14 protein-coding genes are annotated in these 19,548 nt (G+C 40.5%); 8 read left to right on the forward strand and 6 right to left on the reverse strand.

The features are described from left to right. Nucleotides 1-6 precede the first annotated feature (6 nt). The 3 genes from MHH23_RS01970 to MHH23_RS01980 all read right to left on the reverse strand — a co-directional run bounded on the left by MHH23_RS01970 (nucleotide 7) and on the right by MHH23_RS01980 (nucleotide 4,304). A complete protein-coding gene (locus MHH23_RS01970) occupies nucleotides 7-2,334 on the reverse strand; it encodes an FtsX-like permease family protein (RefSeq protein WP_268430812.1) in 2,328 nt (775 codons plus the stop codon). Continuing rightward, nucleotides 2,331-3,584: an MFS transporter gene (locus MHH23_RS01975; protein ID WP_268430813.1), complete on the reverse strand. Its 1,254-nt coding sequence runs from the start codon at nucleotides 3,582-3,584 to the stop codon at nucleotides 2,331-2,333. The genes MHH23_RS01970 and MHH23_RS01975 overlap by 4 nt, the downstream gene beginning before the upstream one ends. Nucleotides 3,585-3,653: 69 nt before the next feature. Further along, nucleotides 3,654-4,304 (reverse strand): TetR/AcrR family transcriptional regulator, encoded by a 651-nt coding sequence (locus MHH23_RS01980; protein ID WP_008347371.1) that lies wholly within the window; start codon nucleotides 4,302-4,304, stop codon nucleotides 3,654-3,656. A 160-nt stretch (nucleotides 4,305-4,464) separates the two neighbouring features. Here MHH23_RS01980 and MHH23_RS01985 point away from each other — a divergent pair, with 160 nt between their 5' ends. From MHH23_RS01985 to MHH23_RS02020, 8 genes are all read left to right on the forward strand, one after another. After that, nucleotides 4,465-5,577, forward strand: coding sequence for a CdaR family transcriptional regulator (locus tag MHH23_RS01985; RefSeq protein WP_268430814.1), 1,113 nt, complete (start codon nucleotides 4,465-4,467; stop codon nucleotides 5,575-5,577). Between the two features lie 117 nt (nucleotides 5,578-5,694). Further along, complete coding sequence (locus tag MHH23_RS01990) at nucleotides 5,695-6,966, forward strand: GntP family permease (RefSeq protein WP_039962847.1); 1,272 nt, start codon at nucleotides 5,695-5,697, stop codon at nucleotides 6,964-6,966. A gap of 29 nt (nucleotides 6,967-6,995) precedes the next feature. Further along, complete coding sequence (locus tag MHH23_RS01995; protein ID WP_268430815.1) at nucleotides 6,996-8,135, forward strand: glycerate kinase; 1,140 nt, start codon at nucleotides 6,996-6,998, stop codon at nucleotides 8,133-8,135. Nucleotides 8,136-8,402: 267 nt separating this feature from the next. Beyond that, complete coding sequence (locus tag MHH23_RS02000; protein WP_268430816.1) at nucleotides 8,403-11,513, forward strand: CDP-glycerol glycerophosphotransferase family protein; 3,111 nt, start codon at nucleotides 8,403-8,405, stop codon at nucleotides 11,511-11,513. A 66-nt stretch (nucleotides 11,514-11,579) separates the two neighbouring features. Continuing rightward, nucleotides 11,580-11,918 (forward strand): zinc ribbon domain-containing protein YjdM, encoded by a 339-nt coding sequence (locus tag MHH23_RS02005; RefSeq protein WP_024720449.1) that lies wholly within the window; start codon nucleotides 11,580-11,582, stop codon nucleotides 11,916-11,918. A 328-nt stretch (nucleotides 11,919-12,246) separates the two neighbouring features. Then, the gene (locus MHH23_RS02010) at nucleotides 12,247-13,176 is read left to right on the forward strand and encodes an ABC transporter ATP-binding protein (RefSeq protein ID WP_096882087.1); all 930 of its coding nucleotides are present in this window, start codon (nucleotides 12,247-12,249) and stop codon (nucleotides 13,174-13,176) included. Continuing rightward, on the forward strand, nucleotides 13,173-14,123 hold the full coding sequence (locus MHH23_RS02015) for an ABC transporter permease subunit (RefSeq protein WP_340958778.1): 951 nt from the start codon (nucleotides 13,173-13,175) through the stop codon (nucleotides 14,121-14,123). Before MHH23_RS02010 ends, MHH23_RS02015 begins: the two co-directional genes overlap by 4 nt. 26 nt (nucleotides 14,124-14,149) lie before the next feature. Next, nucleotides 14,150-14,578, forward strand: coding sequence for a DUF4064 domain-containing protein (locus tag MHH23_RS02020; protein WP_041092650.1), 429 nt, complete (start codon nucleotides 14,150-14,152; stop codon nucleotides 14,576-14,578). Nucleotides 14,579-14,621: 43 nt separating this feature from the next. Here the strand turns inward: MHH23_RS02020 and MHH23_RS02025 are convergent, their stop codons facing one another. The 3 genes from MHH23_RS02025 to MHH23_RS02035 all read right to left on the reverse strand — a co-directional run bounded on the left by MHH23_RS02025 (nucleotide 14,622) and on the right by MHH23_RS02035 (nucleotide 19,543). Next, nucleotides 14,622-15,950, reverse strand: a complete 1,329-nt coding sequence (locus MHH23_RS02025; RefSeq protein WP_046344821.1) for a CitMHS family transporter — start codon at nucleotides 15,948-15,950, stop codon at nucleotides 14,622-14,624. Nucleotides 15,951-16,244: 294 nt separating this feature from the next. Continuing rightward, a complete protein-coding gene (locus tag MHH23_RS02030) occupies nucleotides 16,245-18,311 on the reverse strand; it encodes a beta-galactosidase (RefSeq protein WP_340958780.1) in 2,067 nt (688 codons plus the stop codon). 23 nt (nucleotides 18,312-18,334) lie between these two features. Next, complete coding sequence (locus tag MHH23_RS02035; RefSeq protein ID WP_212359475.1) at nucleotides 18,335-19,543, reverse strand: glycoside hydrolase family 53 protein; 1,209 nt, start codon at nucleotides 19,541-19,543, stop codon at nucleotides 18,335-18,337. Nucleotides 19,544-19,548: the final 5 nt, after the last annotated feature.

The raw sequence follows: 19,548 nt of genomic DNA on the forward strand, positions 1-19,548 counted from the left end.
ATCTCCTTATGAAAGAGTATGACGACTGATTTTACTAGAAAAAAAGGACTTCAATAGACACGAGATAACAGTTAAATTCACCATAAACAGCAGGAGGGGATACACGATCCAAACCCATTTTGGGGCTAACCACTGAAGGCTGGATGCTCCTAATGATGCTCCGCCTGCACTCATCAACGCCGGACCAATAGTATGAACAGCGATTGCTCCAATGAAGGCGCCAATAGAGAGAACGACGATAAAACTTGTTAAGTATTGATAGGTTAAATCTTTTTGAGAAAAACCAATCGTTCTTAACAAGTGAGTACGATTTAAATCTTTCGCCCTTAACATGTGCAGAAACATCATTAACATTAGGCTGGCTGTTCCAAAAGCTGCGATGGTTGAAAATAATGCAATCACTTTTACTAGAGATGCGGTGCTTCCTATTGTTTGATGCACATATTCTTTCATATCTGTCACTTTTGCAGGAGACATATTTGTTTCAAGTGCTGCTTTTTTACCTGCCATATCTATTCCTTGTTTTAATTGTATTTGAATGGTTTTCCAAAGGGATGAATGAGGAAAAGGCTGAGATAATGATTTAGCTGTTTTCCCTCCGTTGGTGACGTCTTGATAAATGCCGGTAACCATTTTTTGAACTTGCTGTCCATTTGTGGCGAGAGTGACTTTTTCTCCTATCTTTTTCTGAAGTGAGTCAGCACTCAACACCGATAAAGCAATCTCTTCCTCCTTCAACGGTTCCCGTCCTTGTAAATAGGTGAGAGGGAATGCTGATAGATCACCTGTTTCTAAATAGAGCGTTTCTAATGTATTCTCCATTGTTTTGGCTTGTAGAGAAGTGGTTTCATAGACGGCAGATGTTTGAATGTCTTGGTCTACGCTAATCATAGACTCTATTTTATTTGTACTTTTCTCTAAATGATTTCCCTGCCGAATATCAACTCGAAGGTCACTTTTTCCTGAGCCAAGATATGTGATGAAATCTGGTGATTGTAATGTGTACCATAACTGAATCGGCATTAACATTAAAAATGTACAAAGCGCAATAATACAGGTAATTGTTGAATACATCTTTATTCGCGAGAACAGATCTTTCAAACCAAACCAAAAATTGACTGGGAGGAATCTGTTTTTCTGGAGGTGCATAGGAATTTGTTTTTTACGGCTTGGTGAGCTTATGCCGCCTTGAATGGCTTGAGCAGCTGATATTTGACCAAATCTCCTTAGGACAGCATAGCTGAATGAGATGACGATCATTGCCGTCAAAATTGACACCAAAAGCGGGATCACCTGATGAATAAAAGAGAAGCGATTCCCCATATATTGCTGAATATTGGCTGTAAACAAATCACCAAACATGAGTGTCATTAAATATCCTGCTATACACCCTATACAGGCAAGCACAGCATACTTCCCTACGTATAATTGTTTGATTTTTGATAAAGGAATTCCTAGTACTTTTAAGATTCCAATTTCACGTTCATCCTCTTCTATAGCGGCGGTCATAGCTAGACGAAGAGAAAGGAGGGAAATGCTAATGAGCAGAAAGCAGACAAGAAGGAGAATGGCGATCACCATACCATCTGTTAGGGCATTCAGCATGCGAAGCAGGGGTAATGTGACAGCAGGCCCCTGTTGTGGCAGCTCAGATGATTGATAGAGTGATTGAAAAGCATCTGCTTGACTAGCATCATGCAATAAAAATTCAATTAAGTACTCCTTTTTTTGAAACACTTGATTCAGTGCCGCCCAGTCCGCATCATGCAGAAGAAACCTCTTTGAACTGACAAGACTTGGATTCATTTGGGCATCTCGTAAGAACGTTTTGATTTGAAAAGAGAATTGATGAGAGCCTTTTGAAATGAGTAACCTTTCGCCAATCTTTAAATGGTATTTTTGTTGAAAATAAATAGGGACTGCTACTTCTCCTTTATTGACAGTGAGCTTTTCATTTCGTTCGTTTAAAAGAAAATCAAAATAGCGATTTTGCTTTACAAATAAATGATCCATCACACCCGCTTGAGCAGGCTCCTGCCCGAACTTGATGCTGACGTGTTCGATCGGAATCATTGGAACAATTTGATGTGCCTTCACCATCGACTGTTTACTTGAAAATATATCGACCGCTTTTTCATCTAAGCTGCCATCGTGCATTTGGACAAAGTCTGGTGCTTTGGCTGATTGGAGTAGATCAGAAATGGAACCATTCAGCTGGGCCGTCATTTGCGCAGCGCTTGTTGCTAAAAATGATGTCATCATGATGCAAAGGGTTAAGCCGATTGAAATGAGACGGTGGCGGGTTAGGTCTTTCTTGATAAACGTCAATCTCATGAGGCTGATTCTCCTTCATGTCGAAGCATATTTTTTGTAAGGAAGGCAAGTGCAAACATCAAGGCACTCACGATTAACACGGTCACATACATGCTAGCGGAAAAAGTGTTGAACAAGAACCCATACATCATTTGACCGAGCGGTGCAGCACATTGAGAGACCATTGTTAGATTGGCCATGACTTTTCCTAATTGAGCATTGGGTGTTTTCTTTTGCACATGTGAGATGACAACGATCGAAATCATGGTGAGCAGCATGGCAATTGGGAGACACCCTGCTAAAAAGAGAAAATAAGCTGGAAATGTACCAAATTGAAGAGCCATCTTGGATGTTGAAAAAGCAATAGGCAGCAAAATGACTGCGATGACGAGCAGCCAGCGATACAAAGTAGGAATGCGCCAATGTTTCGCTACAAGCCCAACTAGCAGGGCGCCTGCGATGACGGCAAACTCAATGATGCCCATTCCTATTCCATACATGATGTCACTGCTTTTCATTGTGACCCTTAAAATAATGGGACCTCCAACGATAAAAAATGGTGTGAGGATGAAATTTAGTAGCGCTGCAAGCAGCATGGCTCTTTTTAAAAATGGCTGGTTTCCGATATAGGAAAAGCCTTGTTTCATATCTTTCAAGAGTACTTTGGTCATCGGTTCTGCGAGTGGGCTAGGTGAGAAAGAGATATTTAACCGTAAAAGCATGCATGCTGATAGAAAAAATACAATGCTGCTAGCGCCTATGATGACCTGGCTCCCAATGAGTCCGTATAAAACGCCACCAATGATAGGAGCGACAACACCTGAAAGGGCCTGCACGCCATTCACGATGCCATTCGCTTGTTCTAATTTGTCTTCTTTCACTAGCTGAGGAATACTCGACATCACAGCAGGAGCATAAAACGTACTCATGATACCAAGGAGAATCATGACGGCTCCAATCATATAAAGTGAATCATGACCTGAAAATAACCAGAAATAAAAAGCCAGAATCATAATGCCAGTAAGAACATCAAATAAAATCATCAAATTTCTTCTGTTAAATCGGTCAGCAATTGCTCCTGCTAATGGCGAAAGGAGGAGCGGGATATTGGATAAAGCGAAAAGTAGGGCATATAAATCAACACGATGTGTCATATCCAAGACGTGTAAAGATAGAACAAAACGAATCAAGGAAGACCCGAAAACGGAAATAATTTGCCCGAGCACGAGGTAGATAAAGTGGGTGGAACCATTTTTGGCTGATAACGACATGAAAATCACTCTCCTTTTAGACCGACCGTCAGTCTATAATGTATGCAGGATTGGTATTGAAGTGACCAATCACTGATTATTGTCTTCTGGTTCTCCAGTTAAACGTTGGAGAAGGAAGGAGAAACTTCCCTTTTCTGCATGTAATGAGGCTTCAAGGATTGCGATAAATGCTAGAGCCCGTTGTATGCTTTCCGCTGTGGTCCATTGGAAAAGTCCTTCATCAAAGATAACCTGTGCAGAAGCGAGGAGAAATTCGACAGTTTCTTGCGGGTAATCTGTTTGAAATATCCCTTCTTCTACCCCTTGCTGAATGACTTCTGCTAAAACGGGTGATAGCTCTGTAATGGCTTTGATCAAGCTTTTTTGATGCATCTCTGCATTAGCAGGCTGATGAAATTGTTCGATCATGCCTTCTTTATGGCTGCCCTGTTTAGGAGATTGTGCCATGATGATGCGAAATAATTTATCAACCACTGAGATATCTGGATCAGCGGCAATACGCTTTGCCTCGATGATATCTGCTTTTATGATCCGGTCAATGATTGCATCCATCACTTCTTCTTTGGAAGTAAAGTAATAATAGAATGTGCCTTTTGCAATGCCAACGGCTTTGAGGATGTCAATAATTGTGGTTTGCTGATAGCCTTTGGTTGAAAAAAGCTTCTCTGCTGCATTTAAGATGTCATTTTTGCGTTCCTCAGGATGTTTAACGGTTCTCATAAAGCCATCCTTTCTTTTGACTAGACTGTCGGTCGGTCTCTTGATTCGATTAAACACTTTTTGGCGTATCTTTGTCAATGGCTGTTTTTTTTAGCTTTGCATTTATTGTGCAATGACACTATGATACATTGAATGAAAACCCCTTCAGGAGAGATGCTGAATGCAATTTTTAACCAGTGAATTGGCGCAAGAGATGGTTGAACGTACGATGCATATTTTACATCAAAACATCAATGTCATGAATGCAGATGGTGTCATTATTGGGTCTGGTGAACAAAAAAGGATTGGACAAAAACATGATGGAGCACGTCTAGTGCTGTCAAGCGGAGATAGTGTGGAGATTGATCAGGAGACATCCCGCCGCTTAAAAGGCGTGAGACATGGAATCAATCTGCCTATTTGCTTTCGGGAACAAGTTGTTGGTGTCATTGGGATTACGGGTGAGCCAGAGAACATTCGTCATCATGCTGAGCTGGTGAAAATGGCAGCTGAGCTCGTTTTAGAGCAATCTTTTCTGCTTGAACGCTTCCAGTGGCGGCAGCGAATAGAGAGTGAAATTGTGAATCAGCTCATCTCCGAATCTGACATGGGTGATCATCAGCTGAAGCACCGTGCTGACTGGCTTGGAATGGATTTAGACAAGCGGCGAATGGCTATTGTTTTTCAGCCGATTCCATCGTCTGAGGACACTGTACACAAAATGATGCATGCCATTCAATACGATAAGAATGCGGATGATTTACTAGGCATGACCTTCCGTCATGAATTGATCCTGTTAAGACAGCCCATATGTGACCATCAATTCAAGCATGTGATCGAACAGCTGCAACAAACAATGGCAGGTGCAGTTGATGGACAAGTGCTAGTGGGTGTAGGAACTGTCGCTGAGGACATGAGTCAATTACCGTTGTCCTTTCAGCATGCGAGAGAAGCCCTGCGGTTAGGAAAGGTGCTCCATCCAGAGGAAAGCATATATGTTTTTGAATCTTATCAGCTTGAAAGCTTGTTTATAAAAGCGAGAGCCGCCAAAGAGGGCAAACGGTGGAGTGATTTTTATCATCCGCTGATACAAGAAACGGAACTCGTTCAAACGTTAAAGGTTTACATTGAAGAGGGCGGGGATTTACAAAGAATCGTTGATCGTCTATTTATTCACCGTAATACACTGCGATATCGTTTAGATAAAATCCAGGCATTGACCGGAAAAGATCCTCGTCATGTGAAACAGTTGATGGAGCTGTACATAGCACAATTGGACACTCAACTGTCTTAATTGTGCATTTGCACAACTGGATGAAGAAATAAATAAAAGAAGTTCATCTAGATTCACAACTCGATCCTAATGAGTAAACGCTTACAATTAAGAAAAGACAATCAGGAGGGATGGAGTATGGGTGGAGATGTGACAGTAAGTACATTGGGCGCATTGACTGCGCTTGTGATCGCTATTGTTCTTATTTTAAAAAAAGTATCACCTGCTTATGGCATGCTGGCAGGCGCATTTATTGGCGGTTTGGTTGGCGGTGTAGATGTTGTGCAGACCGTGAACGTCATGATGGAAGGCGCAAAGGACATGATTCCGGCTGTTCTTCGAATCATGGCGGCAGGTGTACTGGCAGGGGTTTTAATTGAGTCGGGTGCAGCGTTATCTATTGCGGAGGCCATCGTCAAAAAACTTGGAGAGGCGAGGGCACTTTTAGCACTCGCACTTGCAACAATGATTTTAACAACGGTGGGTGTTTTTGTAGATGTAGCAGTCATTACAGTAGCACCAATCGCACTTGCCATTGCCAAGCGTGCAAAACTTTCTAAAACGGGTATTTTACTTGCGATGATTGGAGGAGGGAAGGCAGGGAATATCATGTCACCGAATCCGAATGCCATTGCAGCCTCTGATGCTTTTGGTGTCCCGCTTACTTCCCTGATGGCGGCAGGTGTCATACCGGCTATTTTCGGGATAGCCGTCACGTATGTATTAGCCAAAAAGCTTGCGAATAAAGGGACACCTGTTTTGGAAGAGGGAGCTGACCAAGGCGAGGTTCAAGTACCTGGTTTTCTACAAGCGCTTGTAGGCCCGCTTGTGACCATTCTCTTGTTAGCTTTGAGGCCGTTGTTTCAAATAAATATTGATCCAATGATTGCCTTACCAATAGGAGGAATTGTAGGCGCTCTTTTCATGAAAAAAGGGAAGTTTCTCAATGATTATGCGATGTCAGGGCTGCATAAAATGTCAGGTGTAGCGATCATGTTACTAGGGACAGGTACATTAGCTGGAATTGTATCGAATTCTTCCATGAAAGAGGTATTTATTCAGGCGCTTGACGCTTCGGGATTACCTCCTTACTTGCTTGCACCAACGTCTGGAATTTTTATGTCGGCAGCCACAGCTTCGACAACTGCAGGGACGGCAGTTGCAAGTGGTGTATTTAGCGGAACTCTTATTGGTCTTGGTGTATCTGCCCTTTCAGGCGCAGCTATGATTCACGCTGGTGCAACTGTTCTCGACCATATGCCACACGGAAGCTTTTTCCATGCAACGGCAGGAAGTGTTCAAATGGATATAAAAGAACGGTTGAAACTAATGCCCTTTGAATCGTTAATTGGTTTGACATTAACCGTTGTATCGACCATTATCTTTGGTATTTTCCAGCTGTTCGGCTGAGGACTTAATGAGAAACGAGGGGTTTTTGGATGAAGATTGTGATCGCACCAGATTCATTTAAAGAAAGTTTATCTGCTTATGAGACAGCATGTGCCATTGAACGAGGATTTCGCTCTATTTTGCCAAACGCAGAATATATGAAAATCCCAATGGCAGATGGGGGAGAAGGCACAGTTCAATCGTTAGTGGATGCGACAGGCGGAACCATTGTCAAGCAAGTGGTCACAGGCCCGCTTGGCAAACCTGTGGATGCCTTTTTTGGTATGTTGGGGGAAGGGCAGACAGCTGTCATAGAGATGGCAGCAGCATCAGGATTACATCTTGTCCCGCCAGAAAAACGGAACCCCTTATTCACGACGTCTAGAGGGACAGGAGAATTAATGCTTGCAGCGCTGGATAAAGGAGCGAAGCATTTAATCATTGGGCTTGGCGGAAGCGCAACAAATGATGGTGGCGTTGGCATGATGCAAGGTTTAGGTGCTTCTTTTCTCGATAAAGCAGGCCAAGACCTCACGCCGGGCGGTGGCTCACTGAATCAATTAGCTTCTATTGATCTATCTCGACTGGATCCAAGATTGCGATCAGTCCGTCTGGAAGTGGCGTGTGATGTGGATAATCCTTTAACGGGTGAAAGAGGAGCGTCTGCTGTGTTCGGTCCTCAAAAGGGAGCAGATACAGAAATGGTTCAACTGTTGGACAAGAATTTATCTCATTTTGCAAAAGTGGCTAAGCAGCATCTTCATGTCTCCTTTGGTGATGCGGCAGGTGCAGGAGCGGCAGGAGGACTTGGTGCGAGTTTATTAGGCTTTTTACAGGCTGATCTGCAAAAGGGAATCGATATTGTACTGAAAGCCGTACATTTTGCTGACGTACTAAAGGACGCTGACCTAGTCATTACAGGGGAAGGGCGGATTGATCAACAGACCATTTACGGCAAAACGCCAATCGGTGTAGCCAAAGCTGCGAAACAATATGGACTCCCTGTCATTGGTATCGCTGGGTCCCTCTCAAAAGACAGTGCAGTCGTACATGATCATGGCATTGATGCACTTTTTAGTATTGTCCCTGGCGTCACGACTCTGGCTGAAGCCATGCATGATGCTAGTGTGTATGTAGAGAGAACAGCAAGGAATATTGCGGCTGTGATACAATTAAGCCGGATGATTTAAAAAACTTGTAGATGTAGATCTACAAGTTTTTTATTATGAAAGTTCTGAAATAACCTTTGAAAACGGATTGAAATCACCAAGATATAGGCCCAAAAACAATTTATAACAACTATTCAATTTTGAGATTTTGAATTATAATGTTTAGGATGTCAGTTGGAGGAAATTAGTCCCTCATTGTTGATATATGTTTATGAATTTATAATTTTTGTGAGATTACTTTGTAGTAAGTTGATATAAGTGAAAAATAATTAAAAGGAGTTTTTAAATTTGAAGAACATCAGGGACAAAAAATTGTGGATTTTTAATGCTACAAATTCATTTGTAGGAAATCCTAAATGGTTATTCATTTATGTGAATAAGTATCGTCCAGATATTACTGCATATTGGATGTGTGACGATGAAGAAGTAATTAATAGAATTAGAGGTTTAGGGTACAATGCAGAATTGTACTCTTCTAAAAAAGCAGATAAAATTAAACAGCAGGCAGGGGTTTTTGTTGTACATCAAGTAAAAGAACATATACCTGTATTATTTAAAGACGAAGTTGTCATACTTAATCTATGGCATGGCGTTGGATGTAAATCTATAGAGAGAAAAGTTAATTCAGTCCAATTAAAAGAGAGAATATATAAAAAGTATATTAAATACAATTCTGTCTTTAAGAACAACCAACTCTTTCTAGTCACTTCCCCTTTAATGGAGAATCATTTTAAAGAACAAGTAGGCATAGATGATGACAAAATAATTAGAGCAGGATATCCTGCTGTAACTTATAAAGAGCCATTCTCTTCTTATAATCATGATGTTTTAAAAGAAAAAGGGCTACCTGAAGATACAAAAATTGCATTATATGCTCCTACATTTAGGGATGGATCTACTACTGCATTTTTCGGAAGAGCAATTCCTGATATGGAAAAATTAGTAGAAACACTAAAAGAACAAAATATACTAATGATCTTTAAAATGCACTATTTGGTAAATAATGATTATCAATATAATCTTCTGAAAGAAAAGTACAAAGATTGTCCACATTTACTATTCTGGAATGAAGATAATGATATCTATGAGATCTTCAATAAAATTGATATCGCTATAATGGATTATTCTTCAATATTTTATGATTTGCTTGCAGCTGGTGTCAAACATTTCACACGATATATCTTTGATTATGATGAGTATAATAATTTGCGAGATTTCGTTTTTGATTATAAAGAGATGACTTTTGGAAAAATTAGTAATAATTTTGAAGAGTTATTGGATTACCTGAGCTCTTACGAAGATAATAATGAAGAAGATAGAAGAGAAGAAATTTATGATTTGTTTTGGAAATACACAAATGATCATTCCTTTGAGGAAATTATTGAAAAAACTCTGAAGTTTAGTCCTGAAAAGAGGGACTTTCCTACTTTATATAGTTTTGATCTTTTTGATACGCTCATTCAAAGAAAAACTCTGGAGCCTGTAGGGATATTTTTCTATGTTGGAGAGGCTGCTAGATACAGTGGCCTTAAATTCCCTTCATATTTAGTTGAAAACTATCCACGTGTTAGATCTCAAGCTGAATCTTATGTAAGGGATTATTATAAGAAATCTTTAATTATTCGGGAAGATGATAGATTAGAAATCTTCTTCGATGATATTATGTCGAGGTTACAGGAGCTATATCATTTAACTGATCAACAAGTGGAATTTTTAAGAGCAGAAGAATTTAAGGCAGAAATAGAAAATATTGAACCTATGAAAGATAGAGTACAATACGTTGTAGATCTAATTAATCAAGGAAATGATGTTGTTCTTATTAGTGATATGTATTTACCTAAAGCGGTTATCCTCGAGATGCTAAAAAATGCAGATGAACGTCTTGCTGAATTACCTTTATTTTTATCAAGTGATTATGGAGATCAAAAAACAACAAGAAAACTCTATTTAAGAGTGTTTGAGGAAATGAACTATAATTACAGTAAGTGGGTACATTATGGGGATAATCAAGTGGCTGATTTTAAAGCAGCAAAGTCTTTAAATATTGAAGCTATACATCATAAAATGACAAAATTTAATGCATACGAAAAGCAGCTAGTCAATAGAACAAGAACCTATGATTCTTATTTAACTTCAAATTTATTTGCAAGATTTAGAGAGACAAATAAAGATGAAACTAGTTATTATGCTTATTCCTATGTAAGTCTGTATTTTGTTCCCTATATTCATTGGGCAATTAAACATGCAATGAGAAAAGGAATTGATACGCTTTATTTTATTTCTAGAGATGGTTATTATCTTAAGCTTATAGCGGATTCAATTATTGAGGCGAATAAATATGATATAAAGACCAAATATATTTATGGTTCAAGAAAGGCATGGAGGATTCCATCTTTTATCGATAAAGTGGATGAAGAATTCTATTCTGTGTTTGGAAATTTTGAAGGGATGACAGATTTCGCAAGTGTACTAGATGCACTATCAATGAATGAATCTAAATTCGATGAGATTTTCCCAGAACTAAGTCATTTAAAATCTATTGATAAGATTGATAAGAACACAAAAGAAGCGATTAAAACAACAGCCAAAAACTCTCTAAAATACGAAGCCTATTTATTAAGTAAAGCAAAAGAAGATAGAGAGATCATTACCAAATATTTAAAACAAGAAATAGATTTTAATGAGCGTTTTGCATTTGTAGAATATTGGGGAAGAGGTTACACTCAAGATTGCTTAGATCGGTTACTAAATGACGCATATGGAAGCGAAATAGAGACAATATTTTACTATGCAAGAAGTATTTATCCAACAATAGGGACTTCAGTGCGTTATAATTACACTTCTAAAATGACATCACTAATATTCGTTGAGTCATTATTTGCCAATATACCATATCAAAGCATCACGAGCTATTTTGAAAAAGATGGTATAATTAAGCCGGTGATCAAATCAAGAAGGTACGAAAAGAAACTTCATGATGCCATTAAAGATTATACTGTAGAATTTATTAACCATTTCTATGCTCTACCGCTTACAGATGAGGACAATATTGAGAGAAGTTTATATGATTATGCGGTTGATTATTTCCGAGTACACCCTACAGATCCATACATCTTGAATGTATTTGCTCCTCTGAAGGATTCAGTGAGACTATATGAACCGGAAGTTGAATATGCGCCTGAGATTACGTTAAAAAAGGTCATGCCCAAATTGATCGGGAAACCGATTGATTTGGAGACAAAAAATATGAAAATGTCGGTCGCAAGGTCTTCAAAAAGTATTAAATTTCTGCATAGGTTAGAAAAGAAATATCTTGAGAAAATACAAAAGAGAATAAGAAATAGAATGGCAAGAAATAAAAAAATACTCAAAAATATATCTAATGTATTTAAAGTCTAATTAATAAATCGGAAGGATATCTGTGAGGTGTCTTTCCGACCACTTTATTCTTTGGAGGAAACACAAATGTCTAATCTACCGAATTGTCCATCGTGCAGTTCAACTTATACATACGAGGATGGCAGCATGCTTATTTGTCCAGAATGTGCGCATGAATGGTCGCTAGAACAAGAACAAGCGGAAGAGGAACAGCTTGTTGTCAAAGATGCGAATGGAAATCTATTAAGTGATGGTGACACGGTCACTGTGATTAAAGATTTAAAAGTCAAAGGCTCTTCTTCGGTTTTAAAAATAGGAACGAAGGTCAAAGGGATTCGTTTAGTCGAAGGCGATCATAATATTGATTGTAAAATTCCTAGCTTTGGCGCGATGAAGTTAAAATCGGAGTTTGTGAAGAAAGTATAATATATGAAAAGAGGCTGTCGATCATCAGCCTCTTTTTTATTTCGATATTTATAGGTGAAAGGTATAATCTTAAACATCATTTCATACATATGTACCTATTGAAAATCATTCTTTTTTTAAAAAATCAAGCCTCTTTTCTTATAAAAATTCACGCTTTTCTTAACTCTACCTTAAAAAAGGCAGATGATTCTCTAAATTTTGCCTAATCCCCTTCACAACTTTTGGGCATTGCTGTACCATATGGAAGTGTTCTTCTATTTTTGACGGATCATGGTGTTTATCAGGAAATAGATGATAGATGATACTTAGACAAAGAAGGAGAGGTAACGTGACGAACGTTTTAGAACTGCAAAATGTATCTAGGCATATTCGCGGGAAAAAGATTGTTCAAGACTTGAGTTTCTCTGTCCAAGCGGGCGAAGTCTTTGGCTTCTTAGGGCCGAATGGCGCAGGAAAAACGACAACCATTCGCATGATGGTCGGTCTTTCTCCCATTACATCCGGTGACATTCTGATTAATGGTCATAGTATTCAAACCTCATATCAGCATGCCATCCAAGATGTCGGTGCAATTATTGAAAATCCAGAAATGTATAATCATTTAACGGCAAGACAAAACCTTGTTCATTTTGCCAGAATGAATGGAAAAGTGGATGAAGGTCGAATTGATGAACTGCTAGAACTAGTTAGTTTGCAGCATGTGAAACATAAGCGTGTCCGTACGTTTTCATTAGGAATGAAGCAGCGTTTGGGGATTGCTCAGGCATTGATACATAAACCGAAACTGCTAATCTTAGATGAGCCGACCAATGGACTAGATCCAGAGGGAATTCGTATGATACGAGATTACTTGAGAAGGCTGGCAAAGGAAGAAGGGCTTGCTGTCATTGTTTCAAGTCATCTCATGTCAGAAATGGAATTGATGTGTGATCGTTTCGCCATTATCCAAAAAGGAAAGCTGATTGCGATTGAGGATCAGCGTGCGGAGACGAAGCAGGATGATTTGGTCAATTATCGAATGAGAGTAGCATCAAGTGAGCTTGAAGAAGCTCAAAAGCTCATTGAAGCATTTGAGGAAGGCATCACAGTTAGAGAAGAGGAGCAGTACTTATTCTTCTCCATCCTAGAAGAGAAAATGCCACAATTGATTCGTCATTTGAGTGAAGCTTCTATTCATTTGTACGAAATCAAAATAGAAAAACAAACCTTAGAAGATAAGTTCTTAAGCTTAACAGGTAAAAAGGAGGCAGACGTATGATTCGCCTCATTCAAAACGAGTGGATGAAAATCAGTTATCGTGTGGGTACTTGGATTATGGTTGGGCTTCTTGTTTTAGGTATGATTGCGACGTTGATTTTTGCTGTTAAGACAAATGAAGGAGATCGAGCATCCGGTGATTGGAAAACTGAGTTGCAAGAAATCAATAAAGCAAATAAGCAAGAATTGAAAGAGGATAATATAAGTTTTTATAAGAGATCCCTTGAAACCGATATAGCGATCAATGAGTATCGAATCAAACATGATCTACCTCCAGCCGATCAATTCGGTAAAAATGCATGGACTTATGTGAAAACAAATGCTAATTTGCTTCAGCTGGTCGGTGTATTTGTGATTATTATTGCAGCCACAATTGTTTCGGCTGAATATAAGCATGGTACAATTAAATTATTACTGATTCGTCCGCCATCCAGGTTGAAGGTTCTTTTGTCTAAATACTTTACCGTTCAACTATATTCACTTTTCCTGATCGCTGTCCTATTTATCTTATCCTTTATCTTAGGTGCGATATTCTTTGGACTAAACAATGATTATGTGTATTTGGCTTATCAAAATGGTGAAGTCATTGAACGGTCTCAGTTTGCAAATATGGTCTCTTATTATTTGGCGCATTGTGCTATGTTTGTTGTATTAGGGACACTTTCTTTTGCCATCTCAACGGTGTTTAGAAGTGAGGCCATTTCCATAGCGATTAGTGTATTAGCCTATATTGTGGGAGCATCCATCACAAGCATTTTGATGTTCTTCTTTGATTGGGCGAAATACTTATTGTTTGCCAACGATCCTGTACAGTATTTCGCAGAAACACCTACTTATATCGAAGGCATGTCCCTAGGATTCTCACTAACGGTCCTAGTCATTTACTGGGCCATCTTCTTGGCGGTTGCTTTAATCGTCTTCCAAAAGCGAGAAGTAAAAACAGGTTAATTTAACTTTTTAGGAGGTTTCTATCAATGATTAAGCGTAAAGGTGAAAAAATTATGGGGATTATCAGTATTGTCCTCAACGTAATTGGTGTTGGTTTTGGGGCGTTGATGCTTTCTGTGGACCCAGCAGTTTATGAAGAATTGAATGAAGTGTTAAAAGAGGAAGGCAGCGCCTTGCCAGTTGAAACACTTGAGGCATCGGTTCATGCCTTTGGCATTCAGTTTATGGTTGTTTCCGCAATTGCGGCTGTCTTAGCCCTTGTTGGTGTGATTGTTTTGAAAACAGACCGCCGTGCCGTGCTTTCTGGTATTCTTTTCTTGGTTTCGGCTGTGACTCTTTTAATTGGAACTGTTGGTTTGGCCTTCGTTCCGATGATCTTGTTGCTGATCGTTGGATTGATGTCACTCATTAGAAAACCGAAAACAGACATTCACACGAGTGAATATCCTTCATAATTCAAAGAAAAAGACATGCGCTGGTTTGCGCATGTCTTTCTTTTTATATGATGCCAATCAGTTTGGCGATGATGAGTAAAACGATACTGAACCCCCACATCCAAAAGAAGGAGTAGCGGATATGTTTCCCCATATCGACCCCTGCAAGACCGATGGCAAGCCATACAGCAGGTGCAAGAGGGCTGACAAAGGTGCCGATGATATTTCCAATCATCATGGCGTATGCCGCAGATGTCCCTGACACACCAACCTCTGATGTAATCGATTCGACAATCGGCAAGAGTGCGTAATAATAGGCATCCGTACTTGTCAGCATATCAAGCGGAACCCCAAATATCCCCACAATGATATGTAAAAATGGCAGTAAGAAAGCTGGCAAAATGTGAATACTGTCTACTGCAATCGCCTTCAGCATGCCCGTTCCTTCAAGAATTCCTAAAAAAGAACCTGCGGAGAAAATTACAGCTGCCATCATTAGTGCACTCGGGGCATGTGCCTTAATTCGCTCCATTTGTACATTCACATTTGGAAAGTTAATCAGAAGTGCTAGTGAAAGACCAATCATAAACATATAACTAGCAGGAATCACGTTCAGCACGAGAAGGACAACAACAGCTAAAAATAGAATGAGGTTGACCCACATTAAGTGATAACGCTTTAAAGACGCATCGCCTGTTTCGCTGATCGATTGAATGGCACGATCCCAATCAGCGCCTTCTAATTGAACAGCAGCTACTTCATTTGCCGCGATTTTCACCCGAATTCGTTTTTCTTCTCTTTTTCCTAAAATGAATGCCATTCCTAATACGAGCACGACCCCAATCAGCTGAATGGGAATAAGCGGTACCCACAGTTCAGATGGGTCCATATTTAGGACACTAGCTGCCCGTCCTGTGGGGCCAGCCCATGGAATCATATTGGTTAATCCAGCACTCGTCCCGATTAACAATAGCAATAAATAAGGACTCATATGTAATTTTTTATAAAGTGGAAGCAGTGCAGGTACAGTTAATAAAAAGGTTGTAGCGCCTGCTCCGTCTAAGTGTGCGATGACTCCAATCAAGGCAGTTCCCATCGCAACTGTGACAACATTCCCTTTTGTCAGCTTGATTAACGCTTTAATTACAGGTTCAAAGAACCCTGTATCTTGTAAAATGCCAAAAAATAAAATGGCGAAGATAAACATGGTCGCCACTGGCAAAACTTTGATAATCCCTTGTTCAAAGAAAGTTTGAATGTCATTGATACCAAATCCTGCGATGAGCGCCCCTATTAAAGGCACCATGACCATGGCGACAATTGGACTTGCTTTCCCCCAAATCAGCAAAACAACAATCGTTAAAATAATCAACAATCCAACAAACGTTAACATAAGCCCCTCCCCCTACAATAAACCGTTTACATTTGTTTGTTTTTTTACCAATGCAATCCCACATTTGCATTGAAAAAAAGAGTATCAAAAATATGAGTATTAGGCAACCGCTTTCATACCTATACAATGGTAAAAAAGGACGGCGGGGCCAATCATGATGCGGTGTTCAATATGTCAAAAAATTTAGATAAAAAATAATACTTCTATTGATAATCTACTATCGGGAGAAAATATATAGGTATTTAGATTCAACAAAAAGTAAAAAGCGCCCGTTGGATGGACGCTTCTTTCACACTATTTTTTCAAAATAACGTATTCGTAAGGATTCAGTTGTAACTGTTGAGATGTATGCTGTCCAGTCAGCATATTTTCATAGCTTTCCGCTGAATCTAGTGAAATGTTCTGTTGCTGTTCTGTAAAATTCATCATAAACACAAAGTCCTGCGATCCATCTGTTCGTTTCTGGACACTGACTCCCTCTGGAATTGAAGAGGATAGGATCGGTTTTATCCCTATTCCTGTGATGAGATCTTCGTAAAAATCATCATAAAACGCTTGCTCATTTTCAGAAGCCATATAGTATGCTTTCCCTTTGCCAAATGGACGGACAGTAAGGGCGGGCTGTCCTTCATAGCAGCCATTCTCAAAATGCCCTAACACAGAGGCTGATTCTGGGTGAATGGATTCGCAATATTGCCCGACATGGTAGGTGCGTCCATTTCCTGTGGTCATTAAGACGTGTTCATCTGGCATCAATGTGTTGATTTCCTCTGCCCAAACACCAAGTACATGGCGGAGAGGGCCAGGGAAACCACCGAGGAAACAGAGGTCGTTTTCATCGACCATGCCGCTCCAGTACGTTGCCACAAAAATGCCGCCCTCTTTGACAAATGCTTCGATCTTTTCTGCCACGCCTGGTTTGATCATGTAGAGCATTGGCCCCACAAGCACTCGATAGGATGAGAAATCCTTTTCCATCCCGACAATATCAACAGGGATACCCTTTTTCCAGAAACTGCGATAGTGAGTTTGGCAAGCCTCTACATAGCGTTTGTTGGTATTATTTAAGCCTTGCGCATCATCAATTGCCCAATGGTTTTCCCAATCATATATGATGGCGACCTCTGGTTGAACGGATGTACCCGCAATCGGTTGAAGCTGCTCCAGCTGTTTTCCTAAATTAGCGACTTCTTGAAACACACGCGTGTGTTCATGTCCTGAATGATCCACAACAGCGCCGTGGAATTTTTCAGAGGCGCCCCGGCCTTGTCTCCACTGGAAATAAAGGACGGAGTCGGACCCGTGGGCAATCGCCTGCATGGCAGAGAGGTGTGCCATTCCTTTATGCTTCACCTTATTCACTTCATGCCAGTTCACGAGGCTTGGTGTGCTTTCCATCACAAGAAACGGCTGACCGCCCTTTAATGAACGATACAAATCGTGAACGAAGGCGACGTTTGACGCTAATTCTGCAGTGGATTCTCTGCCGCTATGCCATGCTGGATAGCTATCCCATGAGATCACGTCGACTTCTTTTGCAAATTGATGATAATCCAGTCCAAGAAATGGACGCATATGCGGATAGTCGCCCATAAAATTGGTAGTTACTGGCACATGAGGTGTTAATTCTCGTAGTGGTTCAATTTCATTTTGATAAAAATTGATCGTTTGTGCTGTGACAAAACGCTTCCAGTCTAGGTTCATGCCATGAATCATGTGCTCCCCGTGCGGTGCAGGTGACTCGATTTGCGACCAATCGGTAAAGGTGTGGCTCCAAAATCCCGTCCACCATGCTTGATTCAAAGCTTCAAGGTCATGGTTGTATTTGTCTTTCAAATAGTCTCTAAATGCTTCTTGGCAAAGATCACAATGACATTCACCGCCGTATTCATTTGAAATGTGCCACATGATCAGCGCTGGATGGTCCTTGTAGCGTTCAGCAAGCAAACGATTGAGTGTATTCGTTTTTTCTCGATAAATCGGCGAGGTGAAGCAATGATTATGGCGAAGTCCGTGTAAGTTGCGCTGGCGGTTTGCTTCAACGCGTAAGACTTCTGGATATGTTTGCGAGAGCCAAGCAGGTCTTGCTCCGCTTGGCGTGGCGAGAATGGCGTGAGCTCCCTGCGCTGCCAAGCGATCCATGATATCATCCAGCCAGGCAAAATCATATTCCCCTTCTTTTGGCTCGAGCTTGCTCCAAGCGAAAATGTTGATAGAGAATGTTTGACAGTGTGCAAGCTTCATTAATCGAAAATCTTCGTCAATGATCTCCGGCATATGAAGCCATTGATCAGGATTATAGTCGCCACCATGCAAAAAGCCTTTCACATTTGGGTGGACGAGTGGGTAACGCTTTCCCATTTTGTCACGTCCTATCTGTTTAATTACGGTGTCATTTGTTTAAATACATCAAGAGAAGGCAGGGCTTTTCCGTTGAAATCAAACATGGCCTGATTTTCCCAAGCATTCCCGACTGTGCCGGTTGTTTGAATATAAGCGAGCCCGTATTGACTAGACCACGGAGCACCTTTTGCTGGAATCCAAAGCGGCTCCCAATAAAAGAACCCTTTCCCGCGACTGTTTTTTACTTGTGAAATTTTTTCTGATAGATCTCGTATAAAAGATGCCTGCCCTTGTGGTGATGCTGGATAACCGGCCGTATTGACTGAATCTTGGTTAAATGAGTTATCGAGGTTGTCACCATTTGCTGTTGTAAAGCCGTAGGCGGTTTCTACCACGATGACATCTTTGTTATAGCGGGCGCTAATATCATTCATGTTGTTAGTAAGACCGCTAAATCCCCCGTCCCAATACGGGTAGTAAGATAAACCGATCGTATCGAACGAAACGCCTCGTTTGGTGATTTCATCAAACCACCAGCGAGATGCACCATTGTCCCCTCCATGTGCAAGATGAAGCATGACTTTGATGTTTGAATCGACAGAGCGGACAGCATTTGTCCCCGCTTTTAGCAAAGCAGCGAGTCGGTCAAATTCACCGCCGCCTTCACCCCAGCTCTTTCCGTTCGGCCAAAGCATACCTGAATTTAATTCATTCCCGACCTGTACCATATTTGGTAGGGCATTTTGTGCTTTCATCGCTTTAAGTACATCGCTTGTGTAAGTGCCAACAGCTTTTTCTAAATCGCTTTGGGAGAGATTGGTCCAAGCTTTCGGTTTGAACTGTTTACCGGGATCGGTCCAGAAATCACTGTAGTGAAAATCAAGCAGCACTTTCATATTTTGTGCTTTTGCACGTTTCGAGAGAGCAATGGCGGTATTTAAATCGTTTGTCCCCCCGTTATAGGCACGGCCTTGGTTGTCGTATGGATGGTTCCAGAGTCTGATGCGCACATAGTTGACACCTTTCTCTTTTAATAGCTTGAGCGGATCAACCTGCTGCCAGTTTTGGTTGTAGTATTTGCCGCCGCTTCGCTCCACTTCTGCGAGCATGGAGATATCGGCTCCTTTGATGAAATCACCTTGCAATCCATTGATCGGTTTCACCGAAATCGAATCAGCCTTTGCTTCAGGCAGAATACCTAACCCCATCAGAAAGAAAACGACAACAGTGACAAGCAACCATTTCTTCATCAAAT

Origin of the sequence: Bacillus sp. FSL K6-3458, from assembly GCF_038005045.1 — a bacterium.
Lineage (GTDB): Bacteria > Bacillota > Bacilli > Bacillales > Bacillaceae > Bacillus > Bacillus altitudinis.

Coding starts and splice junctions, on each gene's coding strand:
- MHH23_RS01980 (WP_008347371.1), bottom strand. CDS start 4,304: ATGAGAACCGTTAAACATCCTGAGGAACGCAAAAATGACATCTTAAAT.
- MHH23_RS02005 (WP_024720449.1), top strand. CDS start 11,580: ATGTCTAATCTACCGAATTGTCCATCGTGCAGTTCAACTTATACATAC.
- MHH23_RS02020 (WP_041092650.1), top strand. CDS start 14,150: ATGATTAAGCGTAAAGGTGAAAAAATTATGGGGATTATCAGTATTGTC.
- MHH23_RS01970 (WP_268430812.1), bottom strand. CDS start 2,334: ATGAGATTGACGTTTATCAAGAAAGACCTAACCCGCCACCGTCTCATT.
- MHH23_RS02030 (WP_340958780.1), bottom strand. CDS start 18,311: ATGGGAAAGCGTTACCCACTCGTCCACCCAAATGTGAAAGGCTTTTTG.
- MHH23_RS01985 (WP_268430814.1), top strand. CDS start 4,465: ATGCAATTTTTAACCAGTGAATTGGCGCAAGAGATGGTTGAACGTACG.
- MHH23_RS02015 (WP_340958778.1), top strand. CDS start 13,173: ATGATTCGCCTCATTCAAAACGAGTGGATGAAAATCAGTTATCGTGTG.
- MHH23_RS02025 (WP_046344821.1), bottom strand. CDS start 15,950: ATGTTAACGTTTGTTGGATTGTTGATTATTTTAACGATTGTTGTTTTG.
- MHH23_RS02035 (WP_212359475.1), bottom strand. CDS start 19,543: ATGAAGAAATGGTTGCTTGTCACTGTTGTCGTTTTCTTTCTGATGGGG.
- MHH23_RS01995 (WP_268430815.1), top strand. CDS start 6,996: ATGAAGATTGTGATCGCACCAGATTCATTTAAAGAAAGTTTATCTGCT.
- MHH23_RS01975 (WP_268430813.1), bottom strand. CDS start 3,584: ATGTCGTTATCAGCCAAAAATGGTTCCACCCACTTTATCTACCTCGTG.
- MHH23_RS01990 (WP_039962847.1), top strand. CDS start 5,695: ATGGGTGGAGATGTGACAGTAAGTACATTGGGCGCATTGACTGCGCTT.